The 22,389-nt window shown below is 59.1% G+C and carries 24 protein-coding genes and 1 tRNA gene; 9 read left to right on the top strand and 16 right to left on the bottom strand.

Going from position 1 to position 22,389, the window contains the following annotated elements; all coding sequences use genetic code 11:
• Positions 1–12: 12 nt before the first annotated feature.
• The 3 genes from R1T40_RS06035 to rocF are packed head-to-tail and all read right to left on the bottom strand — an operon-like array spanning position 13 to position 2,911.
• Positions 13–1,059, bottom strand: a complete 1,047-nt coding sequence (locus R1T40_RS06035; protein ID WP_317386236.1) for an ornithine cyclodeaminase — start codon at positions 1,057–1,059, stop codon at positions 13–15.
• On the bottom strand, positions 1,056–1,985 hold the full coding sequence (gene ctlX, locus R1T40_RS06030; RefSeq protein WP_317386235.1) for a citrulline utilization hydrolase CtlX: 930 nt from the start codon (positions 1,983–1,985) through the stop codon (positions 1,056–1,058). The genes R1T40_RS06035 and ctlX overlap by 4 nt, the downstream gene beginning before the upstream one ends.
• The gene (gene rocF / locus R1T40_RS06025) at positions 1,982–2,911 is read right to left on the bottom strand and encodes an arginase (protein ID WP_106163613.1); all 930 of its coding nucleotides are present in this window, start codon (positions 2,909–2,911) and stop codon (positions 1,982–1,984) included. The genes ctlX and rocF overlap by 4 nt, the downstream gene beginning before the upstream one ends.
• A gap of 109 nt (positions 2,912–3,020) precedes the next feature.
• Between rocF and R1T40_RS06020 the strand changes: the two genes are divergently transcribed.
• Positions 3,021–3,452, top strand: coding sequence for an Lrp/AsnC family transcriptional regulator (locus R1T40_RS06020; protein WP_317386234.1), 432 nt, complete (start codon positions 3,021–3,023; stop codon positions 3,450–3,452).
• A gap of 3 nt (positions 3,453–3,455) precedes the next feature.
• Here the strand turns inward: R1T40_RS06020 and R1T40_RS06015 are convergent, their stop codons facing one another.
• Positions 3,456–3,920: a disulfide bond formation protein B gene (locus R1T40_RS06015; protein ID WP_317386233.1), complete on the bottom strand. Its 465-nt coding sequence runs from the start codon at positions 3,918–3,920 to the stop codon at positions 3,456–3,458.
• Positions 3,917–4,495 (bottom strand): YqaA family protein, encoded by a 579-nt coding sequence (locus R1T40_RS06010; RefSeq protein WP_317386232.1) that lies wholly within the window; start codon positions 4,493–4,495, stop codon positions 3,917–3,919. Before R1T40_RS06010 ends, R1T40_RS06015 begins: the two co-directional genes overlap by 4 nt.
• Before the next feature lie 167 nt (positions 4,496–4,662).
• Between R1T40_RS06010 and R1T40_RS06005 the strand changes: the two genes are divergently transcribed.
• Together R1T40_RS06005 and R1T40_RS06000 are read left to right on the top strand one after the other, a co-directional pair.
• Positions 4,663–4,748, top strand: a tRNA-Leu gene (locus tag R1T40_RS06005).
• 364 nt (positions 4,749–5,112) lie between these two features.
• On the top strand, positions 5,113–5,865 hold the full coding sequence (locus R1T40_RS06000; protein WP_317386231.1) for a hypothetical protein: 753 nt from the start codon (positions 5,113–5,115) through the stop codon (positions 5,863–5,865).
• Positions 5,866–5,867: 2 nt separating this feature from the next.
• Here the strand turns inward: R1T40_RS06000 and R1T40_RS05995 are convergent, their stop codons facing one another.
• From R1T40_RS05995 to R1T40_RS05970, 6 genes are all read right to left on the bottom strand, one after another.
• Positions 5,868–6,620, bottom strand: a complete 753-nt coding sequence (locus R1T40_RS05995) for a hypothetical protein (protein WP_317386230.1) — start codon at positions 6,618–6,620, stop codon at positions 5,868–5,870.
• A 194-nt stretch (positions 6,621–6,814) separates the two neighbouring features.
• Positions 6,815–7,132, bottom strand: a complete 318-nt coding sequence (locus R1T40_RS05990) for a hypothetical protein (protein ID WP_106163618.1) — start codon at positions 7,130–7,132, stop codon at positions 6,815–6,817.
• A gap of 268 nt (positions 7,133–7,400) precedes the next feature.
• Positions 7,401–8,450 (bottom strand): sn-glycerol-3-phosphate ABC transporter ATP-binding protein UgpC, encoded by a 1,050-nt coding sequence (gene ugpC, locus R1T40_RS05985; protein ID WP_317386229.1) that lies wholly within the window; start codon positions 8,448–8,450, stop codon positions 7,401–7,403.
• Positions 8,451–8,462: 12 nt separating this feature from the next.
• The gene (locus R1T40_RS05980; RefSeq protein ID WP_106163620.1) at positions 8,463–9,371 is read right to left on the bottom strand and encodes an ABC transporter permease subunit; all 909 of its coding nucleotides are present in this window, start codon (positions 9,369–9,371) and stop codon (positions 8,463–8,465) included.
• Positions 9,372–9,384: 13 nt separating this feature from the next.
• Positions 9,385–10,266 (bottom strand): ABC transporter permease subunit, encoded by an 882-nt coding sequence (locus R1T40_RS05975; RefSeq protein WP_106163621.1) that lies wholly within the window; start codon positions 10,264–10,266, stop codon positions 9,385–9,387.
• A gap of 78 nt (positions 10,267–10,344) precedes the next feature.
• Positions 10,345–11,652 (bottom strand): extracellular solute-binding protein, encoded by a 1,308-nt coding sequence (locus R1T40_RS05970; RefSeq protein WP_106163735.1) that lies wholly within the window; start codon positions 11,650–11,652, stop codon positions 10,345–10,347.
• Between the two features lie 358 nt (positions 11,653–12,010).
• Between R1T40_RS05970 and R1T40_RS05965 the strand changes: the two genes are divergently transcribed.
• Positions 12,011–12,997: a TAXI family TRAP transporter solute-binding subunit gene (locus tag R1T40_RS05965; RefSeq protein ID WP_317386228.1), complete on the top strand. Its 987-nt coding sequence runs from the start codon at positions 12,011–12,013 to the stop codon at positions 12,995–12,997.
• On the opposite strand, the gene R1T40_RS05960 is transcribed toward R1T40_RS05965, so the two are convergent.
• Genes R1T40_RS05960 through R1T40_RS05950 form a run of 3 tightly spaced genes read right to left on the bottom strand, consistent with a single transcriptional unit; the run spans position 12,994 to position 17,109 of the window.
• On the bottom strand, positions 12,994–14,055 hold the full coding sequence (locus tag R1T40_RS05960) for a lipocalin-like domain-containing protein (protein WP_317386227.1): 1,062 nt from the start codon (positions 14,053–14,055) through the stop codon (positions 12,994–12,996). The two genes, R1T40_RS05965 and R1T40_RS05960, sit on opposite strands and share 4 nt — an antisense overlap.
• A complete protein-coding gene (locus R1T40_RS05955) occupies positions 14,045–16,450 on the bottom strand; it encodes an ABC transporter permease (RefSeq protein ID WP_317386226.1) in 2,406 nt (801 codons plus the stop codon). Before R1T40_RS05955 ends, R1T40_RS05960 begins: the two co-directional genes overlap by 11 nt.
• Positions 16,447–17,109 (bottom strand): ABC transporter ATP-binding protein, encoded by a 663-nt coding sequence (locus tag R1T40_RS05950; RefSeq protein WP_317386225.1) that lies wholly within the window; start codon positions 17,107–17,109, stop codon positions 16,447–16,449. The genes R1T40_RS05955 and R1T40_RS05950 overlap by 4 nt, the downstream gene beginning before the upstream one ends.
• 126 nt (positions 17,110–17,235) lie before the next feature.
• Between R1T40_RS05950 and R1T40_RS05945 the strand changes: the two genes are divergently transcribed.
• The 3 genes from R1T40_RS05945 (at position 17,236) to R1T40_RS05935 (ending at position 18,893) form a co-directional block, all read left to right on the top strand.
• A complete protein-coding gene (locus R1T40_RS05945; protein WP_317386224.1) occupies positions 17,236–17,682 on the top strand; it encodes a potassium channel family protein in 447 nt (148 codons plus the stop codon).
• Positions 17,683–17,715: 33 nt separating this feature from the next.
• A complete protein-coding gene (locus R1T40_RS05940; protein WP_317386223.1) occupies positions 17,716–18,579 on the top strand; it encodes a YihY/virulence factor BrkB family protein in 864 nt (287 codons plus the stop codon).
• Positions 18,580–18,692: 113 nt separating this feature from the next.
• Entirely contained in the window at positions 18,693–18,893 is a 201-nt protein-coding gene (locus R1T40_RS05935; protein ID WP_106163626.1) for a hypothetical protein, read from the top strand.
• Positions 18,894–18,895: 2 nt separating this feature from the next.
• Here the strand turns inward: R1T40_RS05935 and R1T40_RS05930 are convergent, their stop codons facing one another.
• Positions 18,896–19,612, bottom strand: coding sequence for an RlmE family RNA methyltransferase (locus R1T40_RS05930; protein WP_106163627.1), 717 nt, complete (start codon positions 19,610–19,612; stop codon positions 18,896–18,898).
• 108 nt (positions 19,613–19,720) lie between these two features.
• Positions 19,721–20,833: a Ppx/GppA phosphatase family protein gene (locus tag R1T40_RS05925; RefSeq protein WP_106163628.1), complete on the bottom strand. Its 1,113-nt coding sequence runs from the start codon at positions 20,831–20,833 to the stop codon at positions 19,721–19,723.
• 297 nt (positions 20,834–21,130) lie between these two features.
• Here R1T40_RS05925 and R1T40_RS05920 point away from each other — a divergent pair, with 297 nt between their 5' ends.
• Together R1T40_RS05920 and R1T40_RS05915 are read left to right on the top strand one after the other, a co-directional pair.
• Positions 21,131–21,427 (top strand): virulence factor, encoded by a 297-nt coding sequence (locus tag R1T40_RS05920; RefSeq protein WP_106163629.1) that lies wholly within the window; start codon positions 21,131–21,133, stop codon positions 21,425–21,427.
• A 29-nt stretch (positions 21,428–21,456) separates the two neighbouring features.
• Positions 21,457–22,389 (top strand): methylenetetrahydrofolate reductase, encoded by a 933-nt coding sequence (locus R1T40_RS05915; protein ID WP_106163630.1) that lies wholly within the window; start codon positions 21,457–21,459, stop codon positions 22,387–22,389.

Raw genomic sequence — 22,389 nt, 5'->3', positions numbered from 1 at the left:
GTCATGCGTGCGTCAGATCTTGGCGCGCTGCACCATGCCAAAGAGATCACGCGGATCATCCGGGTCGGCCAGCATGTCGAGATCGATGAAATAATCCGTTCCCTTGATGCGGTCGCGGATGTAGCGCAGGGCGGAGAAGTCCTCGATCGCAAAGCCGACGCTGTCAAACAGGGTGATCTGACGGTCGCCGGTGCGGCCCGGCTTGGTGCCGGAAATCACTTCCCACAGTTCGGTGACAGCAAAATCCTCGGGCATCTGTTGGATCTCGCCTTCGACGCGGGTCTGGGGCGGGTACTCCACAAATACGTCCGAGCGGCTGAGGATACCGGCAGCCAGCTCTGTCTTGCCCGGGCAGTCGCCGCCGATGGCGTTGATATGCACGCCGCTGCCGACCATGTTGTCGCTGAGGATGGTGGCGCATTGCTTGTCGGCGGTGCAGGTGGTGAGGATCTGCGCCCCCTCGATGGCCTGTTCCGGCGTGCTGCAGATCGTGACATCAACGCCCAGACCGGAGAGGTTTTGCGCGCATTTCTCGCTGGCCTTGGGGTCGGTGTCATACAGGCGCACAGCCTTGAGGCCGAGGATCGCCTTCATCGCGAGGGTCTGGAATTCGGATTGCGCACCATTGCCGATCATCGCCATGGTATCCGAGCCCTTGGGCGCCAAGTGTTTGGCCACCATCGCCGAGGTCGCCGCAGTGCGCAGCGCGGTGAGGATGGTCATCTCCGTAAAGAGCACCGGATAGCCGGTGTAGACATCCGCCAAAAGACCAAATGCGGTCACGGTCTGGAGCCCCTCGGAGGTGTTCTTCGGGTGACCGTTGACGTATTTGAAGCCATAGGCCTCACCATCAGAGGTTGGCATCAGCTCGATCACGCCCACATCGGAATGGCTGGCCACACGGGGGGTCTTGTCGAACAGTTCCCAGCGTTTGAAGTCGGCCTCGATATAGTCGGCAAGATCGCGCAGCATATCCTCGATGCCTACATGATGAATGAGACGCATCATGTTGTCGACGCTGACAAAAGGAACAAGGGCCTTGTCGGAGGGTTGGGTCATTTCGATGTCCTTTCGCGGGGGCTGAGGTGGATGCCGGCCAGCATGCAGCGCACCGAACCACCGGCCGTTTCAAGTGTTGGGATGGAGAGCGGCAGCAACTCTGCCGAGCGTTCGATCACCGCACGCTGCTCGGGGCGCAGCGCCTCCATGGCGCGCGCTGACAGGGCCAGCAGGCGACGGTGGCCGGTCAGTTCCAGCGTATTGCCGAGGAATTCTGCGATCTGCTCCGGGGTCAGGTCGATGACGCTGCGCCCGCTTTCCTCCAGCCGCCGGGTGACTTCGGCCCGACGGGAGGGGTCGGGGATCATTTGCAGACAGATCAGCGCGTAGTCGGTGCCGATGCCCATCAGAACATTGGTGTGGTAGACATCGCGGCCTTCGGCGTCCTTGGCCTCGAACACCATAGGTTCAAAGTTGAAATGGGTGCAGAAACGTTCCAGCAGCACCGGATCGGCGCGGTTGGATTTCACCGTGTAGGCAATGCGCCCGATGTGGTCGAGCACCATGGCGCCGGTGCCTTCTAGCGCCAGATCATCCTGCTCCAACCCGGAATAGTCGATCACGTCTTGCACGCGGTAGTCGCGTTTCAGCATCTCGATCACGTCCCAGCGCCGCTCCTTACGCCGGTTGCCGGCAAACATCGGATAGACCGCCACATGACCGCCGGCGTGTGTGGAAAACCAATTGTTCGGAAACACCGAATCCGGTGTCTCCTGTCCAGCATCATCAAAGACATGCACGGTGACGCCCGCCGTGCGCAGGGCCGCAACTGCAGCGTCGAACTCTGCCAGAGCCCTGGCTGCGATACTGTCCGCGCTCGCGTCCGAGAGGGTCTGGAACGCATTGTCGTCGCGGGTTTCCGGGTTCGAGGTGAAGTGATGCGGGCGGACCATGACCACCGCCGCTGGGGCCTGAAGTGTCGTCATGTATTGTAGCTCCGTGTCGGGCGATCAAATACGCGACGGCCCATTGCAGAGGCACAGAGGTCCACCATCAGATGCGCGGTTCGGCCGCGCTCGTCCAGGAAGGGGTTCAGCTCCACCAGATCCATCGAGGTCATCAGGCCGCTGTCATGCAGGATTTCGCAGACCAGATGCCCTTCGCGCACGGTGGCGCCGCCGGGGACAGTGGTGCCGACGGCGGGCGCGACGGAAGGATCAAGGAAATCCACGTCGAGCGAGACATGCAACATGCCGTTCTGCGCCGCGACCTTGTCCAGAAATGCGGTCAGCGGGCGGGCTATGCCGTTCTCGTCGATATCGCGCATGTCATGGCGTTGAATGCCGACCTGCTCCATCGCCTCGCGTTCAGCCGTATCGACGGAGCGCAGTCCGATCATGCAGACGTTTTCTGGTGGCACCGGATGCGGCACTGGCGGAAACCCATCGAACTGCGCCTGATTGGTGAAGTAGCGCACCGGGCAGCCGTGCAGATTGCCCGAGTCGCTGCTGTCGAGTGAATGATAGTCGCTATGTGCATCCAGCCAGAGCACAAACAAAGGGCGGCCTTCACTCGCAGCATGATTGGCAACACCGCGCACGGTGCCCAGGGCCAGCGCGTGATCGCCGCCGAGAAAGATCGGCAGGCCGCGCGCCATGGCGGCCTCGGCGGCCTCCGACAGGCTCTCGGTCCAGGCGCGGGTCAGGTTCGGCTCGTGCAGCGGGCCGGTGCCGTCATCGGGCGCATGCGGGGCAGGGGTGACGTTGCCGATATCCTCGACCGTGTGGTCAAGGCTCTCCAACGCGGCGGCGAGACCAGCGGTGCGATAGGCATCCGGCCCCATCAGACAGCCGGTGCGACGCTTGCCGCTGTCGACGGGCGCGCCTACGAGAATACAGTGGCGAGAAGACATGCAGGATCTCCTTGATTTGTGTTGCCCTTGATATTTCTCCGATTTGAGGTGGAAAACAGAGGGCAAATTGCTCATAAGGAGAAGAGATAGCACAAAACGGAGGCGCCTTATGGACAAAACGGATGAGCGACTAATCTCGGCACTGCGCCATGATGCACGTGCTTCACTCTCCGATCTGGCCATGCAGCTGGAACTGTCGCGCACCACGGTGCGCACCCGGATCGAGCGGCTTCAGTCGCGGGGCGACATCCTCGGGTTCACCGTGGTGCTGAAGGAAGATGTGCTACGAGATCCCGTGCGCGGCCTGATGATGATCGGCATCGAAGGCCGCGGCACGTCGCGTATCACGCGGCAGCTGCAGGGGCTGCCGGAGGTGCGCGCGATCCACACCACCAACGGGCGTTGGGATCTGATCGTGGAGCTGGGCACCGCCACGCTGGAAACGCTCGACGAGGCGCTGGCCAAGATCCGCATGTTCGACGGGGTGGTGTCCAGCGAGACCAATCTGCTCCTGGCCACCAAGAAGGACAGCCGCGCCTAAGCCTCAGCGGGTGTGACGGGCGGCGGCGAACCAGAGCGCGGCCAGCCCCAGCGAGATCACAGCGTTCCAACCCGCCATCGACAGGCCCAGCATTTCCCAAGGGATATCATCGCAACGCACCAGCGGCGCCGACATGATCTGGCTCATCAGATCATCGGCGCTGAGCCCGTCGATCGCACCGGAGGTGCAGGTGGTCGGACCTTCCCACCAGCCCTGTTCGACACCGGCATGAAAGGCACCGATGGCAGATGTCGCCAGTGCCGCCAGCGCTCCGAGATAGGGCAGGACCGCGCCGGGGATCAGTATCGCCAGAACACCTATGCCGACGGCTGCCCCATGGGGATAGCGCTGCCAGATGCACATCTTGCAGGGCGCAAGCTCGCCAATGTACTGAAACCCGAACGCGCCCAAAAGTAGCGCAGCGGAGCCGCCAGCGGCGAGCAGAATGAGAAAACGACTGAAGGTCATAGATACCTCAAGGCAAAGAAGCCGCCGAAGAGCAGCAGGCAGAAAACGGTGAACACTAGGCCAAGGCGCTTTTCAATGAAGTTGCGCACCGGCGCGCCGAATTGCCACAGCAACCCCGCCACGAGAAAGAACCGAAGCGCCCGCGCGAGGATTGAGGTCGCCACAAACGTCAGGATCGGCATGCCGGTCCACCCGGACATGATGGTAATGACCTTGTAGGGAAACGGCGTCACACCTGCGATCAGCACCGCCCAGAAGCCGAAGTCATTGAAACGGGTATTGAACTCGGCCATCTTGTCAGCCTTGCCCATCGCCTCCAGCACTGGCTGACCGACGCTGTCGTAGAAAAAGGCACCGATGGCATAGCCCAGGAGCCCGCCAGCAACCGAGGCCACCAGCGCAACCAAGGCAATCAGCCAAGCGCGAGATGGACGCGCCAAAATCATCGGGATCATCAGCACGTCTGGCGGGATCGGAAACACCGAACTTTCGATGAATGCGACTGCCGCCAACCACCAGAGCGCGCGCGGATGGTCAGCCAACGCCATGGTCCGATCATAAAGTGGGCGCAACATTTGAAAGAGCAAAACCTTGTTGGTTGAAGTCAGGGCCGACGTCGCACGCGGTCGCCAAAGCGTCAACTCAACAGTTTGCGACATGTGAGAAAACCATCAGATTTATGGCGCTACGATCAAATTTGCCTCTGGACCTCAATAAAAAGTGGCGATAGGAAACGTCACATGCCCAAGTGGCGGAATGGTAGACGCAGGGGATTCAAAATCCCCCGACTTAACGGTCGTGCCGGTTCGAGTCCGGCCTTGGGTACCACCTTGATTTTTCAAGGTTCTCCGTGAAGATGACGAGTAAAGTTAGCCTTTTTGGCTCCTCGTGTGTTTATCCCCTTTGTTCACGCATTCTGCTCAAACCTCGCGCGCGTGCCGCAGCCTGTTCCCACGGTTGATCTATGACGCGGCAGTCTGCCGCTTTAGCATCTCTCCGGTCTTGAGCGAGGGGCTCCGCCGACAGTGGAAGTGTGCGTGCTCAGGCACGATGTGTTTCCCGCTGCATTTGATCTGCGAAAATCGCAACATTTGATCGTCTAGGCATTGCTGTACTCGCAATTTTAGTACCGATAAACGCCGCCGCTCAGGGGGTAGGGATAGTTTTTAAGTTGCGATATGGAACGGTGTTCATGATTGATGCTTGCGTAAGGCGAGCAGAAAGAAACACAAAATGCCTGAGGTGTATATTGCAAGAGCACAATCTATTAACGCTATCACATAACTGCCTTGCGGGCTTGTCTGCAAGCTCAGTTGAATTGCTGCCAGTTCCATCAATTATTGATTTCGAACGTAGAATGGCGGCTCTTGGGAAGCCACCAAACCACCCGATGATGTCTCCGAAATGGCATGACATGAGCCCTGTTGATAGCTTTGCGATCATGTTCGAGGTAGACGGACAGGAGATCGGAGGCGTCGCCGCGCGGTGTCTGGATCTGGGTGAGGATGCGCTCGCAAAGCACTGGCAAGAAACGTATTCCAGAATGTACACGAACGGCGAAACATCACCTGTCTCGGGGTTTTCGGGGGCTGCAAGTCGAGAAATCCGGGGAAGGGTCGTTTACCTGGGCGAGCTGTTCCTGGCAGAGGGCTGGCGGAAAGGCGTGGTGGATTGGCGCTTGGTGTTCCACTATTTGTTCGCCCTGTCATACCTGAAATGGCGCTCCGACTGGATCTATGGGTTTGTGCGCCAACAAGATGTTATGAGAGGCAAGGCCAGTCGATACGGATTTACGCGGCAATACGTGGGACCGCAAACTTGGACAAAATGCGTAGAGCGGCGCAGCAGTCAGGAATATCTTGTTGCAATCTCCCGTCAGGACCTGTTCGACGCGGCAGCTTTCTATTCTGCCTCACCCGAAGATCTAAGGTCGCCCGCCATTTGAGCTCAAACGGGAAAGCAGTATGACAGTACAAACTTGTCTCCGCTCGGTGCAACCACAGGTAGCTGTAGTCGAAAATATTCTACATGTATTGATTTGGCGTCATGAGGTGTCGTTATGCGAGCCGAGATTGGCGCCGAGAGGGCGGGGCGTCCGCTGTCAGAGACTTCCCGATAGCTAGAAATCAACCGCTCTTGCGACTCTCGATCAAAGGTTCTGACCAGTTGAAGGAGCGCGTCAGCGGAGTTTGTTCCCAGCATCTGCGCGGCAAGGCTGCGGGCGCCGACCTTCGCAGGTGTTACGATTTTATCTCCGGTCTCCGGTGCTTTGATGATATCAAAGCGGTCGGCCAGCATATCGTGACCAATCAGGCAGCCCCTTTGATCGTGCCACCACTGCAAAAGTAGCGGCAAAGTCGAATTTGATGCAGCTGTGGCTTCGTGTCCATATTTTTGCAACCGATTGTGAGCCACGCGAAAAACATCTGATAGAACCTTGGATGCTTGCTGGTTTACCTGTTCGGAGTAACAGGAGTCCGATGACAGGGAAATCGCCCCTTCCTCTTCGAGCAGCTCGTGGATCGGAACGCGGAGTTCTCTCGCCAAGGCCATCACGGTGAAGGCGCCGGGGTCACGTCCGGGCTTCAGCGTGTTGTACCAGGAACGATCCTTGTTGATCGCTCTGCAAATTTCGGCGATCGACCTTGGATCTTCGGCGATAAGTTGTCGCCATTTGGCGACCAGCCCCTCTGTCAGCATTCACATCCTTTGAATATCTTCAACAATTTTGAGTTGTAGTTGACGATGTCGCGCGGTGTCAACACAGTCATCTGGCACTGAAGCGTGTTGCTAGATCTTTTGGACTTTGTACAGGATGCATGACTGCAAAACGACACAGAACGATGTCATTGAAAAACAACTGACTTCTGAGCTGAGCGCTGCGGTCTTTGTTTTTATTCTTCTGGAGGATGAGCGCCCGGACTTTGAGAGAGAAGGCCTTTTGCAGATCTTATCAAAAAATCCTGCTCTTCCGGTCTTAATTGAGACCATATGTCCAGGAGCGATCGGCGTCGATCTTCTTCGAACTTCACCCCCTGAGCCTGAAAATACTTGAACAGCTTTGGCGCTTCATCTGCCTGAACCCGCCGTGTGCCGTTGAGAATCTTAGCAAGTTTATCGGTAGAAATGCCTGTGACACTCGACATTCTTGCCTGCTCACCGCGTTCTCCCGTTAGGCGCTCTCGAATCCATTTTCTGTTTATCTCGTCCATGGGCCCTCTTATGCGATATCACGTCTTCTTTCCTTATATCGTATATCGCAATCATCTGACTCTCTAAAGTTGCGATTATCGCATTGTTGGTTGTTATATTGATGCTCGGGCCAACGGTGCTCAATTGCCGCCAGAGGCACCTCGGCCTGATGGCTGTCGCGGTTGAATTCGACGCGCAGCCCCGATGGCCCGTCTCCGAATAGTCTTGGATCGTACAGCAGATGGGCCGGAGTGTCATATCCGGCCCATTCCTTTTAGGTCATCGATCTCAGATACGGCTGCCGCGCTCTGGGTGGAAAAAATGCACGCGATCCCGGGGCAGAGTGATGGACTGCGGGCCTGTTGCGGCCTGCTCATCCTTGCCTACGCTGAGCGAGAAGGGCTGCCCGCCCAATGTGCCATGCAGCAGGCGATGAGCGCCCAGTTCCTCGACAATCTCGACGTGCAGCACAACGGACCCATCACCGCCAAGGCGAACATCCTCGGGGCGGTAGCCAACCAGAACGGTTTCCAGCGCTACGGCTGGCGGGTCGAGCGGCAGCACGGTTTCCTCATTGAGCTGCAGTCGGCCTGCCGTGATCTGCGCGGTCATCAGGTTCATCGGCGGTGCACCCATGAAGCCTGCCACAAAGGTCGAAGCAGGCTGTTCGTAGATCTCGGTCGGGGTTCCAACCTGTTCGACCCGGCCGGCATTCAGGACGATGATACGGTCGGCCATGGTCATCGCCTCGACCTGATCATGGGTCACGTAGACCGAGGTCACCCCGAGGCGCTGCTGCAACGCCCGGATCTCAATCCGCATCTGGTTGCGCAGTTTCGCATCGAGATTTGACAGTGGTTCATCGAACAGGAACAGCTCCGGATCCCGCACGATGGCACGGCCCATGGCAACACGCTGACGCTGACCACCTGAAAGCTGGCTCGGACGGCGCTCCAGATACTCACCGAGGTTCAGAATACGTGCGGCCTCCTGCACTTTTGCATCGATCTCCGTCTTTGAAGCGCCGCGGTTCTTCAGGCCGTAGCCCATGTTTTTTGCCACGGACATATGCGGATAGAGCGCGTAGTTCTGGAACACCATGGCGATATTGCGATCCGCGGGGTCCTTGTCGTTGACCACATTGGCGCCGATCATCAGCTCCCCATCGGTGATATCCTCCAGACCGGCAATCATGCGCAGCAGCGTGGACTTGCCACAGCCGGAGGGCCCGACAAGGACGACAAGTTCACCGTCAGGGATTTTGATCGAGCAGGGGTGAACGGCCTGATGGCCGTTGGGATAGGTTTTGCGAACTTGGTTCAGGGTGACCTGTGCCATTGGTTTCATTCCTTATTTATCGGATTCCGTCAGGCCCTTGACGAACCAGCTCTGGAAGAAGATGACGATGGCTACGGGCGGGATCATTGCGATCAAAGACAACGCCAGCGCCTTGCCGTATTCGGGGATCATTGCGCCTGTCTGGCCCAGGACCTGCACGATCTGTTTGATGCCGCGCACCAGGGTGAACATGCTTTCGTCCGTGGTGATCAGGGTGGGCCAAAGATACTGGTTCCAGCCATAGACAAACATGATGATGAAGATCGCCGCGATCATGGTCTTGCTTAGAGGCACCAGAATATCGATGAAGAATTTCACTGGTCCCGCGCCATCGATACGGGCGGCCTCTACCAATTCTTCGGGGATTGAGCGGAAGAACTGGCGAAAGAAGAAGGTGCCGGTGGCCGAGGCGATCAGCGGAACAATCAGCCCGGTGTAGGTATTGGCGAGCCCGAGGCTCTGGATCGCCTCGTATGACGGCAAAATACGCACCTCCAACGGCAGCAGCAGCGTGGTGAAGATGATCCAGAAGGCGAAGGTCGCAAACCGCAGGCGAAAGTAGACGATCGCATAGGCGGCCATCATCGAGATCGCGATCTTGCCAATGGCAAAGCCGAAGCCAAGGATCAACGAGTTGATCAGCATCTTGGTGCCGGTAATCGATTTGCTGAAACCGGAGGCTTCGAACATTGCCGCCTCGAAGTTCTCCAGCATCTTGCCCTCAAGGCCGACCTGAAGGCCGTTCTTGACGATATCAACGTCTTCGAAACTGGTGGTCATCAGCACCAGAGCAACCGGAAAGACCATGAACAGCGCGCCGGCGATCAGTACCGCGTGATCTACGATATGGCGCAGCTTGATGGGCTTGCGTGGGCGTGGGGCCGTCGGGGAGAGGGCGCCGGTGTGGGTCATGTCAGCCATTGTCGTCTCCCTCTCAGGTATAATGGATCCGGCGTTCGATAAGCCGGAACTGAAACACGGTGAGCGCCAGAACGAGGATCATCAGGATCACCGATTGCGCGGAAGAGCCGCCCAGATCATTGCCGCGGAACCCATCGACAAAGACCTTGTAGACCAGTGTCACCGGGTTGTTGCCGGGCTCGGACCGCACCAGCGTGTCGATGATGCCGAAGGTGTCAAACAGCGCATAGGTGATGTTGATGATCAGCAGGAAGAAGGCGGTCGGCGCGAGCAGCGGAAAGGTCACATCCCAGAACCGACCGGAGGCAGAGCGGTTGTCGATCAGGGCCGCCTCGCGCACCGATTTGGGGATCGATTGCAGGCCGGAGAGGAAGAAGATGAAATTGACCGGGATCTGCTTCCACACCGCAACGATCACCATGGCGGTGGCGGTGGAGTTGTAATCCGCACCCAGGCGGAAGTCCCAGCCGAAGAACTGGAACATCTCGGTCAGCGGGCCGTTGCGTTGGTCGAAGAACATCAGCCCGAGAAAACCGGCGACCGGCGGCGCGATGGCATAGACCCACATCAGCAGCGTGCGATAGGATTTCGCGCCCTTGATGACCGCATCCGCCTTCACCGCCAGCAGCAACGCCAGCGCCAGAGAGAAGAATGTGACAAGCGCCGTGTAGATCAGAGTGAAGCGCGCCACCTTGGCGTATTCGATATTGGTCATCAGGTCGGTGTAGTTCTCGACCCCCACGAAGGTGGATCCGAACCCGAAGGGATCCTGAAGGTAGAAAGATGACTGAACTGCCCAGGCAGCCGGCCAGTAGAAGAAGATCGCGATGATCATCAACTGAGGCAGCAGCAGCGCAACGGGCAGCCAGACAGTGGTAAATCCGGCACGTTTCATGAGGGGTATTCCATGGGCAAAAAAGAATGAGGGCAATCCACGCGATCAACGTGGATTGCCCCGAAGGTTGGAGAGTGCTTAGCCTTGGGTCTTGGCGAAGCGGGCCAGCAGGTCGTTGGCCTCGTTCTCGATGTTGCTAAAGGCGTCCTCGACCGAGGTTTCACCGGACAGGATACGGCCGTATTCGCGGTTCATCACGTCACGGATCTGCACGTAGAAGCCCATGCGATAGCCTTTGGTGTTGTCGCCACCGGGAAGGGACAGCTGCTGGATGCCGACTTCGGCAGCCGGGAAACGGTCATAGTGGCCGTCTTCCTTGGCCAACTCATAGGCGGCTTCGGTGATCGGCACATAGCCGGTTTCCTGGTGCCAGAAATACTGAACCTCGGGGGAGGTCAGATACTTGAAGAACTCTGCCGCAGCTTCGTTTTCTTCGGCGTCATGACCGGACATTGCAAACAGCGACGCGCCACCGATGAAGGTCTGCTTAGGCTCGCTGGTCACACCTTCCCAATAGGGCAGCACAGTGGCGGAGAATTCAAAGCCGAGATCCTTGGACATCAACCCGCCGAAGGAGCCGGAAGAGCCGAGCCAGATTGCGACATCACCGTCCTCGAAGGGCTGCTGGTTGTCGCCCCAGCCGGTGCCATACCATTCAAACAGGCCATTTTCCTTCCACTCGGTCAGAGCGGTGAAATGGGCCTTGATGGCGTCATTGTTGACCAAGATCTTGGTGTCTTCGGCGCCGTCATAGCCGTTGTTGTTGGTGGCAAACGGCAGGTTGTGACGGCTATGGAAGTTCTCGGTAAAGATCCAGGGCAGGTGCGACTGCGACAGCGCGATGTAGCCTGCGTCCTTCAGGGCAGGCGCGGTCACGGTCTGGAACTCTTCCCAGGTCTTTGGTGCGGAGACGCCAGCTTTTTCCAGCGCATCAACGTTGAAATACATGATCGGCGAGGAGGAGTTGAACGGCATGCCGATCATCTTGCCATCGCTGTCGGCGTAGAAGTAGCGCACGCCGGAGATGTAGTCGTTGATGTCGAAGTCGACGCCATTGTCGGTCAGCAGATCCTGCACCGGGATGGTCGCGCCCTTGGCACCGATCACGGTTGCGGCGCCGGCATCGAATACCTGCATGATGTTGGGCTGTTCACCGGCGCGGAAGGCGGCGATACCTGCGGTCAGGGTCTCTTCATAGGAGCCTTTGAACACAGGTGTGATCTGGTAGTCATCCTGAGACGCGTTGAAATCCTCGGCGATCTGGTTGACCGTCTCGCCCAGCTGGCCGCCCATTGCGTGCCAGAGCGTGATTTCGGTTTCGGCGAAGGCCGCGGTGGCCGAGATGGCAACAGCGGCATTCATCGCTGCAATTTTCCAAAATGTCATCGACATCTCCAAGTCTGTGCCCCGTGAACGGAGCTTGTTTTGGTGTTCAAACATCGAGAAGCTGGCAGCATTCCAGAAAAGAGAATGTTGCAGCATCGCACTCGTTTTCGCCGGTTCAGCCAATGGCGCACGTGCGAGCGTTTTGGCTCGAATGCGGCGCCGGAGTTGATTCCGGAGATACGAGTGCTCAGCTACAAGTCTTCATTAACGCTTTTATGACGGGCGCTAACATCGCGTCGCGTCAGTGCTGGAGTGAAGGCGCACACTGGCGGGGCGAATTAAACATGGCGCACCAATAGCATTGACAGAATTTGACACATTTGAAAGTTTGCGCGCGAAGATCGGGGTGGGGGACGGCATGAATGTGATCGGCAAGGCGACGGCGCTGCTGGCGGCAATGGTCATCGCGACTGCTGGCAGCATCCCGCAACATGCGCATGCCGAGGATTACATCACGATCGGAACCGGGTCTGTTTCGGGGCTGTATTATCCTTTGGGAACAGCGATTTGCCGTCAACTCAACAAGGATCGCCCGCGCCATGGCATTCGGTGCACCGCGGAGGTGAGCAATGGCTCGGTCGCCAATCTACAGGCCTTGCGGGATGGGCGCGTGGATTTTGCGATCGTGCAATCGGACTGGCAGGCCTTGGCCTATGAGGGGACGCCGTCGCTGTGGCGTGGCCTTCCATTTTCCGACATGCGCGCGGTATTTTCCATGCACGAGGAAATATTCACCGTTGTAGCGCGCGCGGATGCAGGGATCAGCACCTTTTCCGATTTGCGTGGAATGCGAGTCAATATCGGCAATCCCGGGTCCGGTCAGCGGGCGACAATGCTGGCTTTGATGAATTCACTCGGCTGGACCTTCGATAGTTTTTCCGAAGTTTATGAGCTTTCTGCCGCACAGCAATCCGCCGGTCTGTGCGCGGGTGAATTTGATGCAATGGTATTTGCCGTTGGTCATCCGTCCGCTTCTGTCGAGGAGGCGACGACGGCTTGTGATTCCGTGCTGATTCCATTGGACGAGCCGGAAATTCGTGCGGTGATTGCCGGGAACAATCTATTCAACTTCACGCAAATTCCCGCAAATCTCTATCGTGGAAATCCGCTGCCGGTAAAGTCGTTCGGCTTTGCGGCGACGTTGGTCACCACGCGGCAACAACGTCTGAAGGTCGTGCATGAACTGGTCCGGTCGGTATTTTCCGAGCTGGACATGTTGCGCCGTGCCCATCCTGCGTTCTATCAGCTAAAGGCCCCGGCAATGGTGGGGGAGTACCAGGCTGCACCACATCACAGAGCGGCGCGCGCCTTCTACCGTGCCGAGGAACTGCTGCCGCGGAACTAATCACCGTAGCCGGTCATTTCGAGATAACCGGTCCCATCATGGCTGCCGGTGACCCGCACAGGCCCTTCCCAATAGGAAAACGTCGTCCCCATCCAGGCTTGCGGGTTGAGCGCCTCCACCGTGACAGACAGGTCGCGGGCGGGCAGGGAGACGCGCCACGCGGTCGGGATGTCACGCCCGCCCACATCCGACCACCGCTGCGGTACCGCTGCAAACTGGCCGGGCGCCAGTGGCTCTGCTTCGCCCTCTGCTGAAATCCAGGTGCCGGAGGTGAAATCCCCACGTGCGCCGCGCAGGACAAATCCCATGAGTTTCGTATCGTCATCAAAACGCAGGGAAAACCAATCCCAGCCATCCTGATCAGGGGCCAGCGGCTGGCTCGACCATTCGCGGTCCAGCCAGGCATCCCCGGTCACCTCGACCGGGCCGTCCGGCAGCGTCACTGTTCCGGTCACGGAATAGGCAGGCTGAGCATAGTAGAAGCTGGCCTGACCATCCGCTGATTTCACCGAATACCCTTGCTCACCATGCAGGACCAGTGGGCCATGCGCGTTGAGTTGCAGATCGTAAGAGAATGCATCCGCACGCGCCTTCAGCCGGAGGCGATCCAATGTTGCGTCTGTCGAGGACATTTCCCAATCGTCGATCCAGGCAGAAAAGGGGGCCGTGCGTGCACCCGCCTGACCAATGCCCCCGCGTGCGATCCGCTCGGCAAAGAGATGATCGTCTTCGGTTGTCACCGCGGCGTGCCCCATCCAGATCTGCGGGTTTTGCCAGCCCTCTGCGTTGTCGGGCGCAAGTGCGGAACGAAACAAGGTCCATTGGATGCCCAAATCCTCGCCAGAATTGGTGCGCAGGTTCGACGTCAGATACCACCATTCGATACGGTAGTCTGGGTGCGCCGCATGATCCGCTGGAAAGGACAAAGTGCCATTCGGGCTGGGCACGGCAAACCCCTCGGCCTCACTGCCAAGGTTGGCATAGCCCTGCGCCACAGCGAGGGTTGGCAGGGACAAAAGCGCGACGAGCGTGCGCAGCAGATTGGATCTATCTGTCACCGGCAAATACTCCCAGCAAAGTGGCAGGGGACAGCCGTAGCAACCTGACGACCGGCACCAATGCGGCAAGCGCGGCCGCCACGCCGGTGAGCAGAAACAGCCGCCCCCAGTCGGATGGAAACAGGAACATCGGCAAGCGCCATCCAAAGGCCTCCAGATTGATGATATTGAGCAGCACCCATGCCAGAAACAGACCAAGCGGGAGGGCGAGCAGGAATGTCAGCACGGCAAAGCTCAGGCTGCGCAGCAGTTCGAATTGCGCCAACTGGCGGCGTGTGACACCCATCGCCCAGACCGGCGCCAGCTGCGGTAGCCGCCGGTTCCATTGGCTGAGGAAGCTGGTCAACATTGCAAACCCCGCAACAGCCAGTGTCAGGATATTCAGCGCGCCGGTCACCACGAAGGTCCGGTCAAAAATGCCGATGGAGGCCGACCGCACGGTATTCTTCTCCACCACCGCACGGGCGGGCAGGTTGAGGTCGCGCCGCAGGGACCGTGCAAGCGCGCCTAGGCTGACGCCGGGTGGAGAGACCAGCCCGATCTGCGTGACCGCGATCTGGCTGGCCCTGTCTTGCAGAGTGGCAAGGGCAACAGTGGCCTGTCCGTCCGGGTTGCCGTAGTCGGAATAGATCCCGGCAATTCTGGCGGTCCATGTTGGGGTGAGCGCCACCTCATCACCGATGCGCAGCGTCTCTCGATGGGCGAGTTGTTCATTGATCAGCACTTGGCCCTGCTCATAGACGCGGTGCCAGGATTTCCCATCCCCGCGCACCATTGGCCAATTGTCGCGATAGAGGGGATCATCCACGACGCCGTAAATCCGCAGTGGAGCCGTTGCCGTCCGGCTGTCACTGCGAAATTGTGGCAACGCCCGTGCACCATTGCGATCTGCCCAGTTCAGAACCCGCTCTGCTTGCTTAGGTGTTTCGACTTGCACATATATCTCGGCCGCCAGCCTTTGATCGATCCATTCGACAAACGTCAGTCTGAAACTGGACACCATCGTGCCGACCCCGATGTTGGTGGCAACCGCGAGTAGCAGCGCCATCAGCGACAGCGACAGGCCCGGCAGCTGCAGGCGACTGTCTGCCACCATCCAGCGCAGCAATGGGGCGCGTGTCAGGCGCAAGAGGCCGCTGCTCAAGCCATAGAAAACCAGCGGCAACAGCAAAGCCGCACCCAGCATCAGTCCCGCAAGGAACATGAAGCCACCCAACAGGCCCTGCACCAGATTGAGCGCAGCCCAGCCTGTGGCGATCAGCAAAACTGAGGCGGCCCCGCACATGGCATATGTCCGCCCCGCGCTACGCGTCACCGCGGCGTCGGACAAATTGCGTGTCATCCGGCGCAGCGCGATGAAGGCCTGCAAGCTGGCGATACAGGTGCCGAGTACAGCCATCGCCAGGCCGGACAGAACCCAAGACAGGCGCAGCGTCAGGCTGCCCTCGACCGGCGCGCCGTATAGACCACGCAGCGTGGCGCTGACGTCTGGCAACAACAGCGCCGCAAGCCCGTAGCCGATCACCAGGCCTACCGCCCCCGCCAGAAGCGCAAGGAGGATCAATTCCAGAAAAAGCGCCTGCATCAACGTGGCCCCCGATACCCCAAGGCACCGCAATGTGCGAATACTGCCACGTCGCTGCTCGACGCTGAGGGTGACGCTGCCCTGAACGATGAACAGACCCACGCAAAACGACAGCAGACCAAAAGCAGTCAGGTTCAGGTGAAAGCTGCGCGTCAGGCGTTCCGGGTCTGCCATGGCACTGTCGGAAGAGGCATTCTGCTGCAATTCGGGCACGATCTGATCGAGCGGCGGCAGGCCTGCCGGTTGATCCGGCAAAATCACAATGCGAGAGAGGCGCCCTACATCGTCCAGCAGACGTTCTGCCAGGGAAATGTCGGTCAACACAACGCCCGGTGGCAGCTGCTCCATTGGCAGCAGATGATAGGATCCATCGAGATCGGGCAGGGTCTCTGGATGCGCGAACAGCACACCCGGCGGACGCAGAAGTGCGAGCAGATCCAGATCGTTGTCTTCGGCGGCGCGCGACATTTCAGGCGCTCCGGGGTAGCTCAGCGGATCGACCCCCAGCACTGTCACAGCCTCTGACCCGCTTTGCCATTGGCCTTCCAGAACCGGGCTCACTTGCCAACCGGCACGCCGCAGCCGCACATAGTGATCCAGTGAGATCGCCCCCTCAGGCGCGGTCAAAACCGGCAAGTCTCTGGCGCCGAGTTCATCAACCGCGCGGGCGTAGGAGGCACGCGCTTCCGTATTTATCGCCTGGACCGCAGACCAAAGCGCAGTCGCCAGCGCCAGCCCGGCCAGCAGCAACACCAGTTGCAATGGCGCACGCTGCCAATGGCGCAGGAAACTGTGCAGGGTCACGATCATCCGGCTGCCGCCTCAACCCGGCCACCGCTCAGATGAAGGTGTCGCGCGCATCGCGCCGCGATGTCACGCGAATGCGTGACGAGAAACAGCGCGCTTCCTGCCTCCGAGACCAGCTCCAGCATCAGCCGCAGCACCTCGGCACTGGCGGTTTCATCGAGGTTCCCGGTCGGCTCATCCGCCAGCAACAGATCCGGGCGGACCGCCAGCGCGCGTCCGATCGCCACCCTTTGCTGCTGACCGCCGGAAATCTGCTCGGGGTAGCGATCCGTGAGATCCGACAGTCCAAGACGATCACTCAGCTCTTTGGTCCAATCGGGATCGTAGCGTTTGCCCAGACGGGCATGTAGCGCCAGATTTTCCGCGACGGTGAGGGCAGGGACCAGATTGAACTGCTGGAAGACCAAGGCGATCCGCCGTCGTCTCAGGTCCGAGGCGGCCTTGTCGGACAGACCGGTGATGTCATTGCCATCAAACATGATGCGTCCGCCGTCCGGCCGATCCAATGCGGCCAGCATGTGCAGCAGCGTGCTCTTTCCAGATCCGCTGTCTCCGGTGAGGGCCACACTCTCTCCACGCGCCAGATCAAAGGACGCGCCGCGCAGGACATTCCTATTCTGTCCCGGATAACACCGGGTCAGACCGTCAACCGACAAAAGCATGAGGACGCCCCTTGAACCAAGATCTTGTCTTATGGATGTAATGCAGACGTTGCATGTTCAAGCCCCAATTTCTAAGTTGCGACAACGCATACGCCTCTGGACCGAGCGGAAAGTGAATACCCTGTCATGACATTGATCCAGCAGATTTTTTGGGGAAGCTTGTTCCTTGGCCTTTGTCTGGTTCTCGAAACCATCATGCTGTTGTGGTGTGGAGATACCCTGCGCCGCCACAAGGCGCGTTTCGGTCAGCGACGCGGCAACATGCAGCAGCTTGTCACGCTGCTCATTTCCATCGGGTTTGTGGTTGGGGCGCACACGGCACAGATCTGGATCTGGTCCGCGGCTCTGATCCTAAAGGCGCAGACATTCGAAACATGGAACGCTGCCGTTTATTTTTCCATCGCCACCTACACAACGCTTGGCTACGGCGACATTGTGCTTGATGCTGAGCATCGGATCTTTGCCTCTTTCGCCGCCATGACCGGGATGCTGGCGTTTGGCATAAGCACCGCGTTTCTGGTCGCCGTCATGCGACCTGGGCGGTCAGACAGTCCCTTTCGAAGCCACACATAAGTCTCTTCTCAATTCAACGCTCAGGAGTTCAACATGGCAGCAGGACGGCGATCTATGCAGGCCTTTAAGATCCTGCGCCGCGCGGTGGCGCGGTTCAACAACAAGAACGCCTGGGTGTTGAGCAGCCATATTGCCATGTCGATGATGATGGCACTGTTCCCCTTTGTCCTGTTCACAGTCGCCCTTAGCGGTGCGATCGCCAGTCTGTTTTCGCATAGGGTGGTCGTCGGGGACGTGGTGGATCTCGTCTTTGGCAGCTGGCCACCATCCGTGGCAGAGCCAATCACCCGCGAGGTCTATGCGGTGTTGGAAACCTCTGGCACCGGCTTGATGACGCTCGGCGGGGTATTTGCGCTCTACTTTGCCTCCAATGGTGTCGATGCGATCAGGGTATCGTTGCTGCGCGCCTATGGTCAGGACGAGACGCGGCCGTTCTGGAAACACCGGCTGATTTCGCTCGGGCTGGTTGTCATGGGCGGGGCAGGGCTGCTGCTCGCGGCAGTGTTCGAGCTGTTCCTGCCGTTGGGAGCCCGTTTTGTGGCACGGTTCTTTCCCGATCTCGACTTTCTTCGCGGCTGGGAGAATGGCACCAACGGGTTGGTGGTTGCCGTGGTGCCGGTTGCGGCGGTGTTTCTCTATCACCTCGTCTTGCTGCCACGCCGCGCGTCGTTGCTTCATATCATGCCCGGAGCGGTTTTCACGTTGCTTCTGTGGTGGGGGGCAGGCGCCGGATTTGCGCTCTATGTGTCCAGCTTCGCCAGCTACTCTGCCACCTATGCCGGCTTGGCCGGGGCCATGGCCGCGCTGATCTTCCTCTACCTGAATGCCGCGATCCTGATCCTTGGCGCGGAGATCAATGGCGTTCTGCAAACCGACCGATACGCCGACAAGAGATGACGCCAACTCCGTGACAATTGTCCGCAAGCACGCCGGTTTCGCCCCATTTCGACCACGGCTGCGTCGCGGTTCGCCATCATGCCTTGGTGGTGCGATTGAAACGGGGCGTGGTTATGAAAAAGACATCATCAGAACAGGGCCGCCAGAAGCTGCTGAAGCTGGCGCGGCTCTCCGCCTGCCCGGCGGGGCAGGCGCTGCGCAATGAAACGTCGTCCCAGCGGGCGTCCAAATCCGAAACACAGGCAATCAACAGCTTGAAAGATCAGGCGATCCGCTCGTTGCGCAAGCCGGGCTTTCGCTTCATGCCGCGCTGAGATCAGCCGCGAAATCCGGTGGCGACGACAAATTTCTCAGAGCTGTCTGCACGCGATGAGGGGGGCTTTACGTTCGCGACCGCCTTGAACTTCTGTTTCAGAAGCTTTTGCAAGTCTCCCTCGGCACCACCGGCCAGAACCTTCGCCACAAAGGTGCCGCCCTCGGTCAATACGTCAAAGGCGAAATAGGCAGCGGTTTCACACAGCGACATAATGCGCAGGTGGTCCGTCTGTTTGTGACCAGAGCTGGAGGCGGCCATGTCGGACATGACCACATCGGCCTTGCCGCCAAGCCATTCCTTGACCTGATCGTCTGCACCCTCATCCATGAAATCGAGCTGATGGAATTCTGCGCCTGCAAGGGGTTCAAGCTCCTGCAGGTCGATGCCGACGATGCGCCCGACCGCCTTGCCGGATTTCTCTCCCAGCGCATTCACGCGGGGCACCGCCACCTGCGCCCAGCCACCGGGGGCGCAGCCAAGGTCCACAACCAGCGCACCGGGCACAAGAAAGCGGTACTTGTCGTCGAGCTCCATGATCTTGAACGCCGCACGTCCACGATAGCCTTCGATCTGCGCACGTTTCACATAAGGGTCGTTCAATTGCCGTTGCAGCCAGCGGGTCGAGCTGAGCCTACGTCCACGCGCAGTCTTGACCTTCACGGTCAGATCGCGCTGCCCGCGGCCAGACGTGTTCTTTCCAGTCGGTTTCTTCGCCATCAACTCAGCCTCCAAAGGATGGGTGCAGATAACGGTTCGCGCGCCGGGGATCAAGTACGGTGCGGGGCCTTTGCCAGTGTCAATACAGACCAAGGGGCTACAAAGCGTTCAGAAAGGGCCGTCTTCCAGAACGCCATCGGCGCTCATTTGGGCATAGAGCAGCCCCTCGCGCAAACCTCGATCTGCAACCGACAATCGGTCCGTCGGCCAGCAGCGCAGCAACGCCTGCAAAATTGCGGCACCGGACATGATCAGCGCCTGCCGGTCCTCCCCAAGGCGGGGATCCCGGCGACGGCCTTGCGGGCCAAGCTCCAGGTAGCTGCGGATCACCTTGTCGATCTGATCCGACGTCATGCGCAGCCCGTCAACCTTCGTCCGGTCATAGCGTTTGAGGCCAAGATGCGAGGCTGCGACCGTGGTGACGGTGCCTGAGGTCCCGACAATCTGGAACCCTTCACGGGCCTGCTCATCCTTATAGGGGGCAAAATCAGCGAGGTTTTCCTCGAAAAACCAGCTCATCAACGCGAACCGGGCCGCGTCATCTTCTACATCGTTGAATTGATCCCTGAGCGTGGCCACACCAAGGGGCACTGAAATCCAGTCCACCACCTTGGCCGCCGGAAAGGGGCTGTCCGACGTGTGGAACCCTGCATGCAACCGCATGATGGCAGAAGGACGATCCCGGCGCGCGATGGAGGAAATGTCGATCCATACCAATTCGGTCGAGCCACCGCCGATATCCACCACCAAGAGCTGTTCGGTCTTGGTTGAGACCAGCGGAGCGCAGGAGATCACCGCCAGACGCGCCTCTTCCTCTGGCTGGATGATATCCATGGACAGGCCAGTTTCGCGTTTGATCTGACGCATGAAGTCGCGCCCGTTCTTGGCACGGCGACAGGCCTCTGTCGCGACAAGTCGCATGCGCTTTACGCGGTTGCGAGAGATTTTCTGCTGACAGATGCGCAGCGCCTGAATGGTGCGCGCCATGGACGAGCGCGACAAACGCCCAGTCTTCTCCAGGCCGGAGCCAAGCTGCACCGACTTCGAGAAACTGTCGACCACATGAAAGCCGCTGCCCTTTGGCTGGGCAATCAGCATCCTGCAGCTATTCGTACCAAGATCCAGCGCCGCATAGAGCGCATCCGGATCCGGCCGGGCTGGTACAGGGGTTTCTACCGCTTTGGGAAACGCTCCTGTACCTTTGGAACGCCTGGGCGCCATGATTCACGCCCTCCGATTATCGTGTTACCCTAACAGTACGTTCGCAGTGACAACTCTGCAAGGGACTGTGAAACGGCGCGCTGTTGAAATCGTGAAGAAAACGGCAACCGCAGCGCGGGCGTGTTCACAATTTTGTTGAGAATTTTTAAGCGGCCAAGCGGTGTTCCGTGTTCTGATGGAACTCGTTTAGAAGTGGAAAGGTCGCTGATCCCACCTTTGTTGTCGAAATCCGACGTACCTGGCGACCTGCGGCGGATTAGAAACACGGTACGACAGGCGTATCGGAAAGGAACGGCAATGCCAGACGTCACCATCGTATATTGGCGCGACATCCCGGCTCAGGTCATCGTGGGCAAGGGACGACGCGGCGCGAAACGTCAGCTCGAGGAACGGTTCGAGCAGGCCATTGATCGCGCGGCCATGAAGGTGAACGCCAAGGACAGCGATGCCTACCTTGCGGAATGGCGCAAGGCCAAACCTTTCAGTGTGGAGGGGGAGCCCGGCGATGTTGCCGAGGCCGAAGCCGCCCGTCTGGAGCAGGACTACGATCAGGACCGCCTGAAGGACCTGATCGCGAACGACGGCTGGGCATGACAGCCCTTACTTCACTATGGGAGGCCGCCATGGCTTTGCTGAACTTCAAGAAACGCGCATCCGAGACCGAATTCACCGTCAACCCGCAGGTCGAAAGCTTCCTGCAGGACTATTCGATCGAGGTCATGCCGCGCACCGCACAGAAGGTCGAGGATTTCCGCGAGCTGCTGCCCGCCGGAACGCGCGTCTATATCGCCCATATCGAAGGCACCCCGATCGAGGAAATGGTCGCGACCGCCAAACGCCTGAACGACGACGGCTTCCCGGTGATGCCGCATTTCCCGGCACGGATCATCAAGGATGAGGCCACTCTGGCCGACTGGATCGCGCGCTACCAGGGCGAGGCGGACGTCAAGCAGGCGCTGATGCTGGCGGGCGGCGTGGCGACACCGCATGGTGATTTCGACAGCTCCATGCAGCTGCTGGAAACCGGCCTCTTTGACAAGGCGGGCTTTACCAACCTGCATGTGGCGGGCCACCCGGAAGGCAATAAGGACATCGACCCCGATGGCTCGATGAAAAACGTCTCCGAAGCGCTGTCCTGGAAACAGAAATTCTCCGAGCGCACGGATGCCAAGATGGCGCTGGCGACGCAGTTCGCCTTTGAAGCCAAGCCAATCATCGCTTGGGCCAATGGCCTGAAAGACGCGGGCATCGATCTGCCGATCCACATCGGCATCGCCGGTCCCGCCAAGCTGCAAACTCTGATCAAATTCGCCATCGCTTGTGGCGTCGGCCCGTCGCTGAAAGTGCTGCAAAAACGCGCGATGGATGTCACCAAGCTGATGCTGCCCTACGAGCCCACCGAGGTGCTGACCGAGCTGGCAGCCTACAAGGCGGCGAACCCGGATTTCAACATCACCAACGTGCATTTCTTCCCCCTGGGCGGCATCAAGACCAATGCCACCTGGGCCATCAACAATGGCGGCGAGTCCACGCAGCCTGTCAAACAGCAAGGATAA

Source organism: Tritonibacter scottomollicae (assembly GCF_032924845.1).
GTDB classification, from domain to species: Bacteria; Pseudomonadota; Alphaproteobacteria; order Rhodobacterales; family Rhodobacteraceae; genus Epibacterium; species Epibacterium scottomollicae.
The sequence above is the reverse complement of the archived record's forward strand: the minus strand, read 5'-3'. Positions and strand labels throughout refer to the sequence as shown.